11 protein-coding genes and 6 pseudogenes are annotated in these 16223 nt (G+C 70.4%); 11 read left to right on the forward strand and 6 right to left on the reverse strand.

Annotation, left to right across the window (positions count from 1 at the left end):
• Positions 1-15 precede the first annotated feature (15 nt).
• The 4 genes from IE318_RS05295 to IE318_RS05310 form a co-directional block, all read right to left on the reverse strand.
• Positions 16-2235 (reverse strand): helix-turn-helix transcriptional regulator, encoded by a 2220-nt coding sequence (locus tag IE318_RS05295; RefSeq protein ID WP_189896910.1) that lies wholly within the window; start codon positions 2233-2235, stop codon positions 16-18.
• 135 nt (positions 2236-2370) lie between these two features.
• The gene (locus IE318_RS05300) at positions 2371-2859 is read right to left on the reverse strand and encodes a flavin reductase family protein (RefSeq protein WP_189896913.1); all 489 of its coding nucleotides are present in this window, start codon (positions 2857-2859) and stop codon (positions 2371-2373) included.
• A 106-nt stretch (positions 2860-2965) separates the two neighbouring features.
• Positions 2966-3835: a dioxygenase family protein gene (locus IE318_RS05305; protein WP_030182793.1), complete on the reverse strand. Its 870-nt coding sequence runs from the start codon at positions 3833-3835 to the stop codon at positions 2966-2968.
• On the reverse strand, positions 3828-5150 hold the full coding sequence (locus tag IE318_RS05310; RefSeq protein ID WP_229903347.1) for a maleylacetate reductase: 1323 nt from the start codon (positions 5148-5150) through the stop codon (positions 3828-3830). The genes IE318_RS05305 and IE318_RS05310 overlap by 8 nt, the downstream gene beginning before the upstream one ends.
• A gap of 228 nt (positions 5151-5378) precedes the next feature.
• On the opposite strand from IE318_RS05310, the pseudogene IE318_RS05315 reads away from it, so the two are divergent.
• From IE318_RS05315 to IE318_RS44730, 10 genes and pseudogenes are all read left to right on the forward strand, one after another.
• Positions 5379-6053, forward strand: a pseudogene (locus IE318_RS05315) (sigma-70 family RNA polymerase sigma factor); the annotation flags it as partial.
• 175 nt (positions 6054-6228) lie between these two features.
• On the forward strand, positions 6229-6654 hold the full coding sequence (locus IE318_RS05320; protein WP_189896917.1) for an SsgA family sporulation/cell division regulator: 426 nt from the start codon (positions 6229-6231) through the stop codon (positions 6652-6654).
• A gap of 57 nt (positions 6655-6711) precedes the next feature.
• Positions 6712-7572 carry a DMT family transporter gene (locus tag IE318_RS05325; RefSeq protein WP_189896919.1) on the forward strand — a complete coding sequence of 287 codons (861 nt, stop codon included), beginning with the start codon at positions 6712-6714 and terminating at the stop codon, positions 7570-7572.
• A gap of 168 nt (positions 7573-7740) precedes the next feature.
• Positions 7741-8412, forward strand: a pseudogene (locus tag IE318_RS05330) (thiolase family protein); the annotation flags it as partial.
• A 113-nt stretch (positions 8413-8525) separates the two neighbouring features.
• Positions 8526-10692, forward strand: a pseudogene (locus tag IE318_RS05335) (GAF domain-containing SpoIIE family protein phosphatase).
• 141 nt (positions 10693-10833) lie between these two features.
• The gene (locus IE318_RS05340) at positions 10834-11460 is read left to right on the forward strand and encodes a TetR/AcrR family transcriptional regulator (RefSeq protein ID WP_229903348.1); all 627 of its coding nucleotides are present in this window, start codon (positions 10834-10836) and stop codon (positions 11458-11460) included.
• Positions 11457-12212: an SDR family NAD(P)-dependent oxidoreductase gene (locus IE318_RS05345; RefSeq protein WP_189896921.1), complete on the forward strand. Its 756-nt coding sequence runs from the start codon at positions 11457-11459 to the stop codon at positions 12210-12212. The genes IE318_RS05340 and IE318_RS05345 overlap by 4 nt, the downstream gene beginning before the upstream one ends.
• A 59-nt stretch (positions 12213-12271) precedes the next feature.
• The gene (locus IE318_RS05350; protein WP_189896923.1) at positions 12272-13147 is read left to right on the forward strand and encodes an ABC transporter substrate-binding protein; all 876 of its coding nucleotides are present in this window, start codon (positions 12272-12274) and stop codon (positions 13145-13147) included.
• A 96-nt stretch (positions 13148-13243) separates the two neighbouring features.
• A pseudogene (locus tag IE318_RS44725) lies at positions 13244-13504 on the forward strand (aldehyde dehydrogenase family protein); the annotation flags it as partial.
• Positions 13477-13821 (forward strand): annotated as a pseudogene (locus tag IE318_RS44730) (hypothetical protein); the annotation flags it as partial. The pseudogenes IE318_RS44725 and IE318_RS44730, both read left to right, overlap by 28 nt.
• A 5-nt stretch (positions 13822-13826) precedes the next feature.
• Here IE318_RS44730 and IE318_RS05360 read toward each other — a convergent pair.
• Positions 13827-14154, reverse strand: a pseudogene (locus tag IE318_RS05360) (HSP90 family protein); the annotation flags it as partial.
• A gap of 142 nt (positions 14155-14296) precedes the next feature.
• Here IE318_RS05360 and IE318_RS05365 point away from each other — a divergent pair.
• Entirely contained in the window at positions 14297-14581 is a 285-nt protein-coding gene (locus IE318_RS05365) for a hypothetical protein (RefSeq protein ID WP_189896925.1), read from the forward strand.
• A gap of 82 nt (positions 14582-14663) precedes the next feature.
• Here IE318_RS05365 and IE318_RS05370 read toward each other — a convergent pair whose 3' ends face one another.
• Positions 14664-16205: an AMP-binding protein gene (locus IE318_RS05370; RefSeq protein ID WP_189896927.1), complete on the reverse strand. Its 1542-nt coding sequence runs from the start codon at positions 16203-16205 to the stop codon at positions 14664-14666.
• Positions 16206-16223: the final 18 nt, after the last annotated feature.

Genomic DNA, 16223 nt, shown 5'->3' on the forward strand with positions numbered 1-16223 from the left:
ATGCCGGGGCCCGGGTCAGAGCATGCCGCACTCCCGGGCCCTGGCGACCGCTGCGCTCCGGTCGTGCGCATCGAGTTTGCGGAAGATCGCCCGTACCTGTGTCTTGACGGTGTTGTGGGACACATAGAACTCGGCGGCGATCTCACGCAGTGTCAGCGGACCGCACAGGGCGTGGAGCACCCGGCGTTCCCCGCGCGACAGCTCCTGGGGGCCGGACACGACGAGCGGCACGACGGTGTCCTCGCCGACTGGCCCGAGCAGTTCCGTGAGCACTCCTGGTGACTCGCACCGGGCCGCTGCCCGCGCGGCCGCCTCACGGGCTTCCCGCGCGGCGTCCGTGTTGTGCCGCGCAGTGGCAAGTCGTGCCCGTGTGACGTGGTACAAGGCGTGCATCTGGGGTTCGCTGCCGGTCCTGGACGAGTCCGCCAGTGCCGCTTCCGCATCGGCCAGGGTCCGTTCGGCCTCGTCGGCCCGTCCCTCGTCGAGGAGCAGGCCGGCCCTGCCGATGTAGGCGGACGCCGCGACGAAGTGCCGCTCCAGCCCGGCCGTCCCGGCCGCGTCCAGGGCTTCGTCGCTCAGCATGCGCGCCGGCTCATGGCATCCGGCCAGCAGGGCGCACAGCGCCCGCAGCCCCAGCGCGCGGACGAGCGTCAGGCCGTGCCCGGCGGCATGCGCGTCACGGGTCGCCTCGCCGAGCAGCGCCTCGGCCTCCTCGTACCGGGAGGTCCACAGCAGAGCGGTACCGCGGGCCGTACAGGCCAGGGCACGCCAGGAAGTCAACGGGACGGTGCCGGCGAAGACGGTTTCGGCGAGACGGTCGCCGGTCAGGACCTCCCCCTGCAGCCAGCAGGCCACGGCCCGCGCGACGGCCGCCGCATCGGACACCGTGCTGCCTTCGCCGACCTTCTCCGCTCCCGGCCCCCTGAGCCGGACCACGTCCAGCCAGCGCCGGGCCGTTTCCCGAGCACCCCCCGACAGGGCCGCCATCGCCGCCACGACGCACAGTCTTGCGTCGGCGGCGACCGTGCGGAGCGGCAAGAGCTCCAGCCATTGTCCGACCTCCCGACCGCGGCCTGCCGAGATCGCCTGTTCCCAGTCGTGGAGTATCGACGCGACGGCGGCGGCCTCGTCACCGCCGCGCAACCAGTGCCGTACGGCCGCGGTCGTCTCGCCCTGCCGTGAGTACCACCGAGCCGCCGTCCTGTGCAACGACACGGCGGTCTCGCGCCCTTCGGATCCGAGAAGGTCCCAGAGCAGCGCGGACAGTGCGCGGTGACGCCGGTATGCCGAGGAATCGGCGGCTACGGGCACGAGCAGTTGGACGGTTCGTGCAAGCTCGCGCAGCAGTACGCCCGCCCGGTCCCCGGCGAGGGCTCGGCACGGCCCGGCACTCAACTCGTCGAGCACACTGGTACGGAGCAGGAACTCGCGCTGCTCGGTGGTGAGCCGGTGGAGCACCTCGGTGGCCAGGTACTCGGTGACCCCTCGCCTGCCGCGGGCCAGGTCGGCCGCCGTGTCGGCGTCGTCCGACGAGCGAGCGAGGGTACGGCCCATGATGCACAGCGCCGCCGCCCACCCCTCGGTGGCCTCGTACACTGCGCTCAACGTGTCCGGGGCCGGAGCGGACCCGAGCAGATCGGTGAGCACGGCCTGTGCCTCCTCGAGGTTGAAGGCCAGGTCGTGCCGGTCGAGTTCGGCGATCGCGCCCCGGGCGCGCAGGGTCGGTACGGGTCCACCCGGAACGTGACGGGTCGACAGAACGACGCGAAAGCCCTGCGGAAGCCTCGTCAGGAAATCCGAAAGGCTGCGGACCGCATCGACGTCCGTGATCGATTCCACTCCGTCGAGGATCAGCGCGAGCGGTCCCTGTCCGTCCAGTCCGCTCACGAGGCTCGGCAGGATCTCCTCGAGCCACGCGTCGAGTGTCCACTCGCCGCGGTGGGGGCGGACGGGCAATTCCGGCCGTACGTGCTGCAACGCCCGCAGGATGCCGGCCCAGAGCCGGCCCGGGGCGTTGTCGTACGCGTCCAGACTGAGCCAGGCGCACGCGCCACGAGTTGCGAGGCTTCGCGACCACTCGGTCAGGAGCACCGTCTTTCCGGCGCCGGCGGGCGCGGAGACCACCACCACGGGCTCGGTCGACGCGTCCAGCCGGCGCAGCAGCCGGGGGCGGGTCAGCAGGTGCGGGGGCTGGTCCCCAGGACGCAGCTTGAAGGTCGGCACGGAACTGGTCATGGCACCTTCGGTGGAGTGGTCAGGAGTGGTGGAGCCCCCGGCGTCCGTGGCTCGCCTGCAGGAGCCCGGCGCCGGGGGCCGTAGTGGACCGGGGCAGGGATACGGCAGCCTTTCGTCGGGCCGCTGTCACCCGCGCTAGCAGGGGGGCCTGAGCGTGTCGAAGTCTCCGCCGAAGTGGAGCAGCGGCCGGCCTTCCATCCGATGTTCGAAGTGACGGACGTCGCCCACGAATATGGTGTGATCGCCGCCGGGCAGCGCCGCGGCGACGTCGCACACGACAGCCGCGATGGCGTCCTTCAGCACCGGCACGCCATGGTCGTCGATGGTCTCCACACCCGCGAACTTGTCCGGCTTGGAAACGGCGAAGTTCCGCGCGAGGTGCTCGCTGTCCTCGCCGAGGACATTGACGGCGAAGCGACCGTGCTCCGCGATCGCGGTCCGCGTGTGCAGCTGGTTGCCGATGCACACGAGCAGCTGGAGCGGCTCCAGCGACAGCGCGGAGACGGCGCTCGCCGTCATGCCGATGGGCGTGCTGCCCGAGCATGTGGTGATCACGCTGACACCCGTGGCGAGCCGGCTCATCGTGGCTCGGAACCCGAAGACGACATCAAGGGTTTCACTCATTTGAGGACCTCCGTGAATTCGGGGCTGAACCCCGCGGTGTGATGGAGTGTTCGACGTCGGCCGTCCTCGTGGATGACCGGCTCCCGTCGTGGTGACGCCGTGAGGATCAGTCCGTGACGCAGGGTTCGAGGACGAAGGTGTGGCGCAGCAGGGTGTACGGCACGTCGGTCATGCCCCGGCAGGGTCCGGCGTCGGCCGGGTAGGTGTCGTAGCGGTCGACCAGCGACTCCTTGACGCCGAACACCGGATCGGTGTCCAGGTGCGGGTCGTCCGAGGGGAAGAGCATGGTGGTCACGCGCTGGAATCCCGGCGCTTCGATCAGCAGGTGCACATGGGCGGGACGCATGAGCGACCTGCTGGTCGCGCTCATGAGTTCGCCGACCGGGCCGTCACCGGGTATCGGGTAGCTGGACGGGCGGATGGAACGGAAAGCGAAGTGCCCCGTCTCGTCGGTACGGAACAGCGCGCGCATGGCCGGCTCGTCCAGGCCGGGCACCTCCATGTCGTAGTGGCCGTCCGAGTCGCTGTGCCAGACGTCCACCGCCGCCTCGGCCACCGGCGCTCCCTCGTGGTCCACGACCCGTCCCTCGAAGAACAGCGGGGTACCGGACAGCCCCCCGGAGATGTCTGCGGCGTCGGCCTGCTGCGGCCTGTCCTCCCTGAAGTACGGGCCCAGCACGCTGTTCTGCGTGGCCTGGCTGGGACGTCGGTTGCTCAGGGCGTCGACCAGCATGGTGACGCCGAGCACGTCGGACAGCAGGATGAACTCCTGACGCGTCGGGGTGCACGTCTGCCCGGTGCGCGTCAGGAAGTCCACTCCCCGGGCCCATTCGTCCTCCGTCAGTTCGACGTCACGGACGAACGCGTGCAGGTGCCGCACCAGTGATTCCAGGATCTCGGCGACGCGGGAGTCCTTGGTGTCCCGCATGGTCGAGATCACAGCCTCGGTGATGGTGTCGCTGGTCAGATCACGCATGACGCGCTCCCATGGTGGTGGAGTGGTGGACCGCGGACTCGGTCGGGGGATGTCCGCCGCCGGATGATGTGCACGGCGGCTGTCCGGCCCAGGCGCGGGCCAGGAGGGCGCGTACCGCCGTCCGTTCGACTGGTCGCGGGTTCCAGTAGCCGTCCCGCACGATGAGTTCGGCCGCCTGCTCGATGCCCGATTCCGGCATCCCGAGGTCCCGCAGTGCCCTGGGGGCGCCGAGCCGTCCCGCGAAGTCGAAGAGTCCCTTCGCGGCGTCGGCCGCCGACAGCGCCCTTGCGATGCGTGCCATGGCCTCGGGCGCCGCCGGTGCGTTGTAGGCAACGACGTGCGGCAGCACGACCGTGTGGGTTTCGGCGTGCGGAAGCCCGAACGTGCCGCCCAGGACGTGGCACACCTTGTGGTGCAGGGCCATGCCGACCGTGCCGAGGCACGTGCCCGCCAGCCACGCCCCGTACAGGGCATCGGCCCGTGCCTCGCCGTCGTCCGGACGTTGTACGACGACCGGGAGGGAGCGGATGAGGGATTCGAGCGCTTCACCGGCCATCAGGAAGGCGAGCGGGTCCCGGTCCTGTGCGTAGAGGGCCTCCACCGCGTGCGCCATCGCGTTGATGCCGCTGACCACCGATGCCGCCGCGGGAAACGTGAACGTCAGGTCGACGTCGTACACCACGGTCTTCGGCAGCACTTCCGGCAGCCGCCGGGTCGTCTTCCGGCGCCCCTCGGTCTCTCCGAGGATCGGCGTCATCTCCGAGCCGGCGTAGGTGGTGGGCAACGCCAGCTGTGGCAGCCCGGTCCGCAGAGCGATCGCCTTGCCGAGGCCGATCGTCGAGCCACCGCCGATGGCGAGCACCGAGTCCGCTCCCACGGTTCCGGCATACGCGACCGCCTTCTCCGTGACTTCGACGGGGGTGTGCGGAGCCGCTTCCGTGAAAGTTCCCACCGCCGCCGTACCCAGTACGTCGTGTACCTCCACTGCCTGGCCCGCTTGACCAGGTGTGCACAGGATGAGCACCCGACGGCATCCGAGGGCATCAGCCTCTTCAGGGATACGGCTGCGCGTACCGCTGCCGAAGACCACCTTGGTCATCTGTCCCCGATGCACGAATGTCTTCATGAGAATTCCCCAGTCCCGCCGTCTGCTTGGAACCAAGACTTTCGATGCCTGAATGACGGGGGTCAACGTAATCCGCGAGGGATAGCGGGCACCGGCGTTGAAATACCTTGTTCGTGCGACAGGCTCCGCGCCCGGGGCCTCCGGCTCTCGACGGACATCACTCGTTTGCGCGATGCGGTGGGTTTCCATGGGCTGGATCGTGGATCCGGACCTCTGTCAGGCCGATATGCCGGTCGAGGTCACCGGAACGGCGTCCGAGGGGTCCGCATTCACGAGCGGCGAGGATTCAGGTCGGGGGGTGCCGAACCCAGGAATACGGCCGCTGTCCGTGCGTCTCCCGGACCAGGTGCGGACCGGTCCGGCGCGCACCTGATCGACGGCTGAGATCCGGCCGCCGTCCCCACCCCAGGAGGCACCATGACCGGAACCGGAACCGACCGCGAGGCCGACCCCGACATCCCGCTGAGCCCGGCGGCGACGGGGACGACCGATGAGGACGCGAAGACCGTGGCGGACCACGACATGCAGGCCCGCTTCGAACCGGCACTGGTACACCGTGACCGGCTTTTCGCGGCCGCCGTGCGGATGACCGGCAGTCCGACCGACGCCGAGGACCTGCTCCAGGAGACGTACGCCCGGGCCTACGCCTCGTTCCACCAGTTCCGCGAGGGCACGAATCTCAGGGCCTGGCTGTACCGCATCCTCACCACCACGTTCATCAACTACCGCCGCAGTCAAGGCAGGCGACCGCAACGCGACGACACGACGGCGATCGAGGACTGGCAGATCGCCCGCGCGGCCTCGCACACCTCGGCGGGACTGCGCTCCGCCGAGGCCGAGGCGCTCGACCACCTGCCCGACTCGGACGTCAAGGCGGCGCTGCAAGCCGTCCCGGAATACTTCCGGACGGCGGTGTACCTCTTCGACGTCGAGGGCTTCACCACCCGTGAGATCGCCGACATCATGCAGACTCCCGTCGGCACCGTGCTGTCCCGACTGCACCGAGGTCACCGACGGCTGCGCTCGCTGCTGGAGGGCTATGCCCAGGAGCACCGTCTCGTCCCGGCGGGCCACGTTCGAGGCAGTGGGTCCGCACCACGGGCTGGTGAGCGAGGTCACCCGGGACGGCGGCGGAAGGCGGGATGCACGCAGGGGGCAGCGGTGTTGCAAGAGCGCATGGAACACCCGTTGACAGCCCTCCGGCCCGGTGTCCGGGACAGCCCCGGGCCGGAGGGCTCGACTCCCGTACCGAGTGAGTGAGGAAGAGATGCCGAGACCCAGCACCGATGCCGTCGATGCCGAGCTATGTGCACTCCTCGTCATGCCGGACGGCTCGGCGGTGCCCGTGTCCACGCGACTGGGCTACCGTCCCGACGATCCCTACGCGGTCCGTGCGACCTTCCGCCTCGGCGGTGACCGGGCGGTCGAGTGGTTCTTCGCCCGTGAGCTCCTGAGAGAGGGGCTGCTCCAGCCAGTCGGTATCGGCGACGTCCGCCTGCGCCCTGCTTGGCACCAGGGACAGCACATGGTGCAGATCGTCCTCACGCCGCCCGCAGGACGGGTCGACCTCATGTTCCCCTGGCCGGTGGTGAGGGAGTTCCTGCAACGCACCGATGCGGTGGTCTCACCGGGCACCGAGCCCGTGCATGTCGACGTCGACGCCCAACTGATGCATCTTCTCGCAGAGCACTGACCCACACCCACGAACGATCGATCATCGATCAATGCGATCTCGGGACAGGAGACCACGATGCTGACCGTGCTGTCGCCGATCTTCGCTCTGCTCGCAGCGGCAACCAACGCACTGGGAACCGTGATGCAGCGCCGGGTCGCCACCGCCGTCCCACAGTCCAGCGGTCTGCGCATCGGCCTGATGTGGGACCTGCTGCGCACACCGGTCTGGCTGCTCGGCATAGGTGGGGTCGCCCTCTCGGCGATGTTCCAGGGCGCCGCGCTGGCCACCGGCGCCCTCGCGGTCGTACAGCCGATCTTCATGCTGGAGTTGCCGTTCGTGCTGCTGCTCGCGAGCATCGTCTTCGGGCGCCCGTTGCCCCGGGCCGGCTGGGTGCCCGTCGGCAGTATCGGGGGCGGCCTGGGCCTGGCGTTGTTCGCGGCCGCGCCGACCGGTGGCACTCTCGGGATCCCCGCGGCTCGGTGGACAGCGGTGCTGACCTGCTGCCTGCTCGCCGTGGTGGTGCTGTGCAGCGTCGCGGTCAGGCTGCCCAACGGCGCGGCGCGCGCCGCGTGCATGGGCCTGGCCGCCGCCGTCTCCTACTCCCTCACTGCCGCGCTCATGAAGTCCTCGACCGCCGCCCTCGGCCGCCGGGGTATGGGCGCCTTCTTCACCACATGGCAGACCTATGCGTTCGCAGCCCTCGGCGTGTGCGCCCTGTTCCTGCTGGAGAACGCCATGCAGTCCGGACCGCTGGTCGCCTCCCAGCCTGCCCTGACCCTCGGGGACACACTGGTGAGCCTGGCGCTCGGCGTCACCCTCTACGGGGAAAGACTGCGTGGTGGCTGGTGGCTGGCCCTCCAGGTGTTCGGGCTCGCGCTGGTGGCGTACGGGGTCGCCCGCCTGTCACGTCAGCATCTCGTTCTCGCAGGAATGTGAAATACCCGATTCGTGCGAGAGCGGCCGACAGCACAACCCTTGAATCGCAGCCAATATCGCCGATCTGCGGGATGGCCAAGCGCGCCGTGGCGTCGGACCGTGGAACCAGGTCTCTGCGGACGGCCCCGGCAGGCCGAATGCACATCGGGCGGACATGTCGGCGGCGTAAAGCAGGGGATCAGCCGTGAGCAGCAGGACGGGTTCGCCCTGCACAGCCACCCGAAGGCCGCCGCCGCCCAGGAAGAGGGCCTGCTCGAAGCCGAGTTGGCGGCCGTCCCCGTCCCGCAGCGCAAGGGCGACCCCCAGCTGTTCGCGGCCGACGAGTGCTTACGCCCCGACGCCTCCCTCGCCGCGATGGCGAAGCTGAAGCCGGCCTTCCGTACCAAGGACGGCACAGTGACGGCTGGTAACGCCTCCCCGCTCAACGACGGAGCCGCCGCCCTGCTGCTGGCCGACGAGGAGGGCGTGAAGGCCATCGGCCGCGAGCCGCTGGCCCGCGTCTGTGCGACCGGAGTGTCCGCGATCGACCCCGACTACTTCGGCCTCGCCCCCGTCGAAGCCGTCACCCGGGCCCTGGCCAAAGCCGGCCGGGCCTTCGCCGACCTCGACGTACTGGAGCTTAACGAGGCCTTCGCCGCCCAGGTCCTCGGCTGCCTCGCCGAGTGGCTCGAGTTCGACACGGCGATCCTCAACCCGCAGGGCGGCGCGATCGCGCTCGGCCACCCCCTAGCCTGCACCGTCGCCCACCAGCTCGCCCGCCGCGGCACCGGCACCGGCACCGGCGTGGCCACCCTCTGCATCGGCGTGGGCCAGGGACTCGCCCTCGTCCTCGAACGCTGACACGCACGGGACGAGCAGACCGTCGTGGGGAACAGCGTCCGTGACCGGGATCGGCAGCGGCTTCCGCGCGGCGGGGCCGGCAGGTGCGGACGTACGCTACTGGTATGTGCGCCATGCGGGAAGGCGGCACGGCGCAGCCCGATGGGCCCCGCCCCCCTTCGCCCACCGCCGGGTCGCTGCGCAGTGCCGAGCTGGACCGGCTGCTGGAGCTCGCCGTGCGCGACACGGGCGCACACGCGGGAGCGGTCTTCCTGCTGGCGTCCGACGGGCAGACCCTGCGGCTGGAGGTGACCGCAGGGATGCCGGCGGAGTATCTCGCGCCCTGGTTCGGGGTCCCGTTGTCGAGCCGCTTTCCCGTGACCGATGCGGTGCGCGAGCGGCGGCTCGTCTGGCTCGGCGACCCGGAGGAGCTCGCCCGTCGCTACCCGCGCACGGCGATCGCCCTGCCCTACCACCATGCGGTGGCCGCGGCACCGCTCCTCACCGGCACCACGGCCTGGGGCGCACTGCTGCTGTTCTGGCCCGGCGCCGGCTCCACCCGTGCCGACGGCCCGAGCCCTGAACGGGTCCGTGCCGCCGGTCGGCGTCTGGGACGGTTCCTGCGCGACGCCGCCGGTACTGGCCATGCCGTCGGTCCGGGATCCACACCCCGCACCCTGGTGCAACCGCCCGCCCGCAAGCGCGGGCCGGCCGAGGCGCTCGCCGCAGCCGACCTCGTCGAGCGGCTGCCCTGGGGCAGTTGCTCCCTCGACCTCGAGGGCAGGTTCACCTACGTCAGCGCCACCGCCGCCGGCCTGCTGGGCGCGAGCAGCCCCGACGATCTGATCGGCGCGTCCCTGGCAGTCCTTGCCCTGGCACACCGACCCGGCCTTCGAGGACCACTTCCGCGCCACCGTGGTCAGCCGGAAGCCCGGCTATTACACCGCCATGCACCCACCGGACCAGTGGCTCGCGTTCGAGCTCTACCCCGACGACTCGGGGGTGAGCGTCCGCATATCGCCGACCGGTCCGGGCGGAGACTCACAGCCGGCGCCCACCAGGACGGAAACGTTCCAGGGCGAGCCGATCCGCCTGGGCGAGATCTACCGGGTACTGCACCTGGCCGCCGCCCTCTCCGAAACCGTGGGCGTCTCGGACGTGGTCGATCTGGTCACCGAGGAGATGCTGCCGGCGTTCGGAGCCCGGACCGTCGCCCTGCTCGCGGCCGAGAACGGCAGAATGCGGGTCATCGGCCGCAGCGGCTACAACCCCTCGCTGCTCGAGCACTTCGACGGCATGCCGCTGACCCACCCGGCACCCGCGGTCCGGGTCCTCGCCACTGGCGTGCCCAGCTTCTTCGCCTCCTTCGACGAGCTGTCCCGGGCCTACCCGCCCGCCCCGCACCAGAAGGGTCTGCATGCCTGGGCGTTTCTGCCGCTGATCGCCTCCGGGCGCCCGGTGGGCTCGTGCGTGTTCGCCTTCGACCGGCCCCACCCCTTTCCCGACCAGCAGCGGGTCGTCTTCATCGCGCTCGCGGGCCTGATCGCGCAGGCGCTGGAACGGGCCCGCCTGTACGACACCAGTAACGAACTCGCCAAGACCCTGCAGGCGTCCCTGCTCCCCGACTCGCTGCCCGACCTTCCCGGACTGGATGTGGCGGCCCGCTATGTGCCCAGCGTCCGCGGCATGGACATCGGCGGCGACTTCTACGACCTGGTCCGGGTCGACGACAGCACCGCCGCCGCGGTCATCGGAGACGTCCAGGGCCACAACGTCAACGCCGCCGCGCTCATGGGCCGGGTGCGCCCCGCCATCCGCTCGCACGCCGCGTCGGGGGCCACGCCGTCACAGGCCCTCGCACAGGCCAACCGCCAGCTGGTCGCCATGGACCCGGGCCGCTTCGTCAGTTGCCTCTACGTCCACCTCGACCTCGCACACCACCGAGCCGTCCTCGCCACCGCCGGCCATCCCCCGCCCGTTCTGCGTCACCCGGACGGCCACGCCAAGGTCCTTCCGCTCCGACCCGGCGTGCTACTCGGCATCGACCCCGACGCGGACTACCCCCCCACCGAGATCCCGCTGACCCCCGGCACCGTCCTGGCCCTGTACACCGACGGCCTCGTCGAGACTCCCGGGGTCGACATGGACGACGCCATGTCCGGGCTCGCCACCCAGCTCGCCCGGGCCTCGATCCAGCCCATGGACCGGCTCGCCACGGCCCTGATCGACCGTGCACGGCAGACCGCGCCCCGGACGGACGACATCGCCCTGCTGCTCATCGGGCTCGCCACCGCCGGGTAGCACGCCCCCGGCCAGACCTCGTCGGCAGGCGCTTGGGACGTACGGCATGCCTTGACAGCGAAGAGACGGAGGGCAACGATGGGAACTATGGAAACTAATCCAGTTTCTCGAGTTTCCACCAGTGACGAGCGGCGTGCGGACGTGATCGTGGAGGCGGCCGGCCGGCTGTTCTTCGGGTCGGGTTTCGCGCGGGTGAGCATGGACGATCTCGCTCGTGAGCTCGGGATGAGCAAGAAGACGATCTACCGTCATTTCCCTGACAAGCGCAGCCTGCTGGCCGCGGTGCTGGACCGCCAGTTCGCCGCGGTGGAGCGCACGTTGGAGGCTGCGACCGAGGAGGCGGAAGGGCGGCCGTTCGGTGTGCGGGTGCAGCGGTTCCTGATCGCGGTCGGCAGTGAGCTCGAGCGGATCGGCGCGCCTCAGCTCGCGACGGGGCGAGGCGACGCGATGCTGCGCCAGTACGTGGAGCAGCGTGTGGACGCGGTGGTCTACCGGCGGCTCGACGAGCTGTTCCGGGAGGGACACCGGCAGGGCTTGCTGCCGGCGCCGCCCGAGCTGCTGAGTGAGATCACCCGCGGCGCGTTGGAGCGGCTGCTCATGTCGGAGTTGCCGCGCGATCTGGACTGGACCGCGGCCGATCTGCTGCGGGCGACCGTCGACACCGTGCTCTACGGGGCGATCCGCCCGACAGGCCAGGGCATCGAGGACGAACAACCCCGGGCGGTCATCCCGACGGCCCGCGACGACGATCAGGAGATGGGCCCATGACCGGGACGACGGCCAGGGTGGCATTGGTGACCGGGGCCGGCAGCGGAATCGGAGCGGCCACGGCGCAACTTCTCGCCGCGCGAGGAATGCGCGTGGTGGTCAACTACCTCCGCAACACCAAGGCGGCCGAGGAGGTCGTGGCCGACATCGAGGCCGCAGGCGGCCAGGCCATGGCCGTGCAGGCCGACGTACGCGAGGAGGAGGCCGTCGAGCGCATGGCCGGGCAGGTCCGGGAGGCCTGGGGCGGCATCGACGTGCTCGTGCACAACGCGCTCATCCCCTATGCGGTCAAGTCGTTCCAGGACATGACGTGGGAAGAACTGGGCGGCAAGATCGACGCCGAGATGCACGCGGCGTTCGCGGTCACCAAAGCCGTACTGCCCACCATGACCGGGCAGGGCTGGGGACGCCTCGTCTACATCGGCACCGGACTCAGCCGTCTGCCCCGGGCAGGCATGATCGCGCTGGGCGTCTCCAAGGCCGCACTCGAGCAGTTCGCCCGGTATCTCGCCCAGGAACTCGGCCCGCAGGGCATCACGGTCAACGTCGTCTCCCCCGGCCCGGTGGAGTCCCGCATCGCCGATGACGTGCTCGACGACGCGACGAGGCAGCGGCAGGTGGCCGCCACCCCGCTGGGCCGCCTGGCCCACCCGGCCGACGTCGCCCAAGCGGTCGCCTTCTACGCCGCCGAGGACAACTCCTTCATGACCGGTACCACGGCCGCGGTCAACGGCGGGATGGCCATGTACTGACACCCCACCGGCCTCCGCCCACGCGGCCGAACCCTTAAACGATCAAGGAAAGACGGTTCATGCACACGATCGACCTGGCCTACGTCGGACAGGGCCTGCACGAAGAACTCGCCGCCTACATCGCCGACCAGCAGGACTACTACGCCGACGAGGGCGTCCACGTCGCGCTGCGCGACGGCTGCCTCTGGGACGTGGAACGGCTGCGCCGCTGCGCCACCATCGGGCTCGGCCGGGCACTGCTGTCACGACTGACCGACGGCACCCCGTGGGTCGCACTCAGTGTCAACACCCAACGCCCGCTGTTCTGGTTCCTCGCCCGCCCCGGCCTGACCTCCCTGGCCGACCTGGCCGGGCGACGGCTGGCGGTCCACGCCCCGCACACCCCGCCCGGCGTCTTCGCCCGGATCGTGCTGCGAAAGGCCGGCCTCGACCCGGACCGCGACGTGAAGACCGTCGTCCGCTCGCCCGGCGACTACGGCATGGACCTGCGCCGGCTCAACGACGGCAGCATCGACGCCGCCTACGTCGGCAGCACCATGGCACCGGAGGCGGTGGCCGCCGAGCACGGCTGGCAGGTGCTGGCCTGGGTCGGCGACCACTTCCAGATTCCCACCGTGGGCGTGGCCGTCGACCCCACCTACATCTCACCGGACGACCCCGCGGTCCAGGCCGTCGTACGAGCGCACCGGCGCGCCCTTCAGGTGATCCACGACGACCCCGACACCACGGTGCGGCACATGCAGACGTTCCTCGGCGGACAGACCGCGGAAGAGGCCCGAGCCCACTACGAGACGTTCATCGCACCGTACTTCACCACGGACGGCCAGGCCGACCTCGCTGTCGCCGACAACGCGATCACCGCGGTCGCCGCCGAACTCGGCGTCCCTGCCACCGTCACCGCGGCCGAGTTCTGCCGCACCGCGGCCACGGTCTAGGCATCAGGAGTCGAGGAGTAGGGTGCAAAGCCCTGGGCCCGCGGGCCGATACTCGCAGCAGCTAGCTCTGCGTTTTCTGTTTGTGGAGGTCCAGCGCCCGACGCCGACTTCGACGCGGCGGCCAACGCCGCCGTGACCGCCGCCCACGGCTCCGCGGGTCAGCGCAGCATGGCAGTCTCCGTGGTGGTCGCGGTCGGCTCGGCGGGCGACGCGGTGGTGTCCCGGATCGCCGAGCGGGCCACGAAGATCAAGATCGGCCCGTGCAACGACCCCACGTCCGACATGGGCCCGCTCATCACCAAGGCGCACCGCGACGAGGTGGCGGACTGCTCGAAGGCGGCGGGTCGGCCATCGTGCTGCTCGACGCCCTGTTGCTCCGCGCCATCGAAGACGGTGTCCAGGAAGCCGTCATCGGGATGGCGCACCGCGGCAGGCTCAACGTCCTGGCCAACAGCATCGGCAAGTCCTACGGCCAGATATTCGACGAGTTCGAGGACGCGGTGGACATCCGGTCGGTCCAGGGCTAGGGGGACGTGAAGTACCACCTCGGCGCGGAGGCCACCTGCCGTGCCCTGGACGGCGACACCATCGCAGTCTCGGTCGTGGCGAACCCCTCGCACCTGGAGATCGTGGGGCCGGTGGCCCAGGGCATGGTGCGCGCCAAGCAGGACCTGGCCGGTTCGGCGATCTTCTCGGCGCGCTTGCTGCTCCGGCCGATCGTGACGAGGAACCTGTGCACGGCGGCCTCGGTGAGTCCGATGCCGTCGTCCTCGACGCGTACGACCGAACCATCGGCGTGCAGGCGGACGCCCAAGGCGTCGGCGGGGGCGGCCGATTCGAGGCGATGCCGGGCGGCGAGGCGTCCACCGCGTTGTGCATCATTTCGCGCAGATAGACGCGGGGCTGGAGTAGAGGTGGTGGGAGAGGAGATCGACGAGGCCGCGCAGATCCACCTGTAAGGTGCGGTCGGCGCCGGCCGGGCTCGAAGGCGTGTCGGGCAGAGTCATCGGGCAGTCCGGGGTGGAGTGGTCGAGGAGTGGCAGGTGGGATGGCGGGGGCCGGGCTCAGGCGTTGCGCCGGGCGCGGGCGGTATTAGGATCCGCACGTGGCACCCGAGAGCGCACCTCGACCACGTCGTCGGGACATGGCATGAAGAGGCACATACCGGCACTCCTGACGGCTTCCCTGGTGCTTGTGGCCGGATGCGCGGGCGACCCTGGTGACCAGTACGAAAAGGGCTATCACTTCGGCCGGGGGCTGCCGGCGACGCATCTCGGCAATCCCATGAACGCGTCCTCCGCCTACGACGGTGCGGCGAGCTCGGAGTGCGGTGAGCACGCCGAGACGGACGGAGTGAAAATCACCGAGGACTGGATGGCGGGCTGTGTCGACGGCGCCCTGGGCCGGCCGGCGTCTCCGCCGGCATCGGGTTGACACCTGTGCTCCGCCGAGTGACCGCACCGCATCATGCCGCGAGGGGCTGTTCCGATCCTGTCACCCGGCTCCGAAGCCGTGGTCAGTTGACCTTCCGGTCCCGCCCGTCCCAGTACGGGCGGCGCAGCTTGAACTTCTGGATCTTGCCGGTGGCCGTACGAGGGATGGCGTCGCGGAACTCGACACTCGTCGGCGCCTTGTAGCCGGCCATGCGCTGCTTGCAGTGGGCGATGATGTCGGCCTCGGTCGCCGTGACTCCCGCTGTGAGCACCACGAGGGCCTTGATCGTCTCGCCCCACTTCTCGTCCGGCACCCCGATGACGGCGACCTCGGCGACCGCCGGGTGGCTGAAGATCACGTCCTCCACCTCGATCGACGACACGTTCTCGCCGCCGGTGATGATCACGTCCTTCTTCCGGTCGGAGATCGTCAGGTGACCGTCGGAGGCGTCGACGCTGCCGCCGTCGCCGGTGTGGAACCACCCGTCCTCCAGGGCCGCCGCAGTCTCCTCCGGCTTGTCCCAGTACCCGTCCAGCACGACGTTCGACCGGGCCAGTACCTCGCCCGTCTCGGAGACCTTCAACCTGACTCCCAAAGCGGGCAGTCCCGCACGGGACAGCTTGCGCGCCCGCTCGTCGGCGGGAAGTGACGCATCGGCAGGCCTGGACCGGTTGAACGTGAGCAGCGGGGAGGTCTCGGTCAGGCCGTAGATCTGCGTGAACTCCCAGCCGAGCTCCTCCCCCACCCGCTGGATCAGCGTGCTCGGCGGCGGAGCCCCCGCGCACACGATCCGCACCCGGTCCCGGCCGGGGATCTCCCCCTCCCAGGACGCCGCCGCGTCCAGCACCGCCTTCCACACCGCCGGCGCCCCGCACATGAGCGTCACGCCATGCCGGTCGACCCGGCGCAGGATCTCCGCGCCGTCGACCTTGCGCAGCACCACCTGCTTCACGCCGAGGCCGGCCATCACGTACGGCATGCCCCAGCCGTTGCAGTGGAACATCGGCAGGGTGTGCATGTAGACGTCGCGCTCCCACGCCCGGGTGTGCAGCCCGAAGGTCATCCCGTTCACCCAGATGTTGCGGTGGGTCAGCTGCACCCCCTTCGGGCGGGCCGTGGTCCCCGACGTGTAGTTGATCGTCGCGGTGGCGTCCTCGTCCGGGTGGGACCACGGGCGGGGGGCGACGCCGAACCGCATCAGTTCGGACTCGGTCTGCTCGCCGAGCACGAAACGGTGGCGCGCCTTGACCCCGGACAGCGCCTCGTCCAGTTCCGGGTCGACGAGCAGCACCGACGCGCCGCTCTGCCGCACCACGTATTCGACCTCATCGGGCCCCAGGCGGAAGTTGACCGGTACGCAGATCCGCCCGCTCATCGGCACCGCGAACAGCAGTTCCAGCAGCCGTGCGGAGTTGTGGCTGACCACCGCCACCCGCTCGCCCTCGGCGACGCCCAGCGCGTCCAGCCCCGCCTGCCAGGCCCGCACCCGCTCGCCCAGCCGCCCGTACGTCGACTCCGGTACCGGCACGCCTGGCTGATCCGGCTCGTCCACCACGCCGGTGTCGGAGGCGAAGCCCAGCTCGGCCCGCTCGAGGAAGTCCGCGACCGTCATCGGAACCCGCATAGCTCACTCCCCTGCATC

Origin of the sequence: Streptomyces spiralis (assembly GCF_014654675.1) — a bacterium.
Classification (GTDB): domain Bacteria; phylum Actinomycetota; class Actinomycetes; order Streptomycetales; family Streptomycetaceae; genus Streptomyces; species Streptomyces spiralis.

Excerpts from the sequence above, each read along its gene's own strand:
- IE318_RS05295 (WP_189896910.1), bottom strand. The coding sequence starts at position 2,235 with ATGACCAGTTCCGTGCCGACCTTCAAGCTGCGTCCTGGGGACCAGCCC.
- IE318_RS05300 (WP_189896913.1), bottom strand. The coding sequence starts at position 2,859 with ATGAGTGAAACCCTTGATGTCGTCTTCGGGTTCCGAGCCACGATGAGC.
- IE318_RS05305 (WP_030182793.1), bottom strand. The coding sequence starts at position 3,835 with ATGCGTGATCTGACCAGCGACACCATCACCGAGGCTGTGATCTCGACC.
- IE318_RS05310 (WP_229903347.1), bottom strand. The coding sequence starts at position 5,150 with ATGGAAACCCACCGCATCGCGCAAACGAGTGATGTCCGTCGAGAGCCG.
- IE318_RS05320 (WP_189896917.1), top strand. The coding sequence starts at position 6,229 with ATGCCGAGACCCAGCACCGATGCCGTCGATGCCGAGCTATGTGCACTC.
- IE318_RS05325 (WP_189896919.1), top strand. The coding sequence starts at position 6,712 with ATGCTGACCGTGCTGTCGCCGATCTTCGCTCTGCTCGCAGCGGCAACC.
- IE318_RS05345 (WP_189896921.1), top strand. The coding sequence starts at position 11,457 with ATGACCGGGACGACGGCCAGGGTGGCATTGGTGACCGGGGCCGGCAGC.
- IE318_RS05350 (WP_189896923.1), top strand. The coding sequence starts at position 12,272 with ATGCACACGATCGACCTGGCCTACGTCGGACAGGGCCTGCACGAAGAA.
- IE318_RS05365 (WP_189896925.1), top strand. The coding sequence starts at position 14,297 with ATGAAGAGGCACATACCGGCACTCCTGACGGCTTCCCTGGTGCTTGTG.
- IE318_RS05370 (WP_189896927.1), bottom strand. The coding sequence starts at position 16,205 with ATGCGGGTTCCGATGACGGTCGCGGACTTCCTCGAGCGGGCCGAGCTG.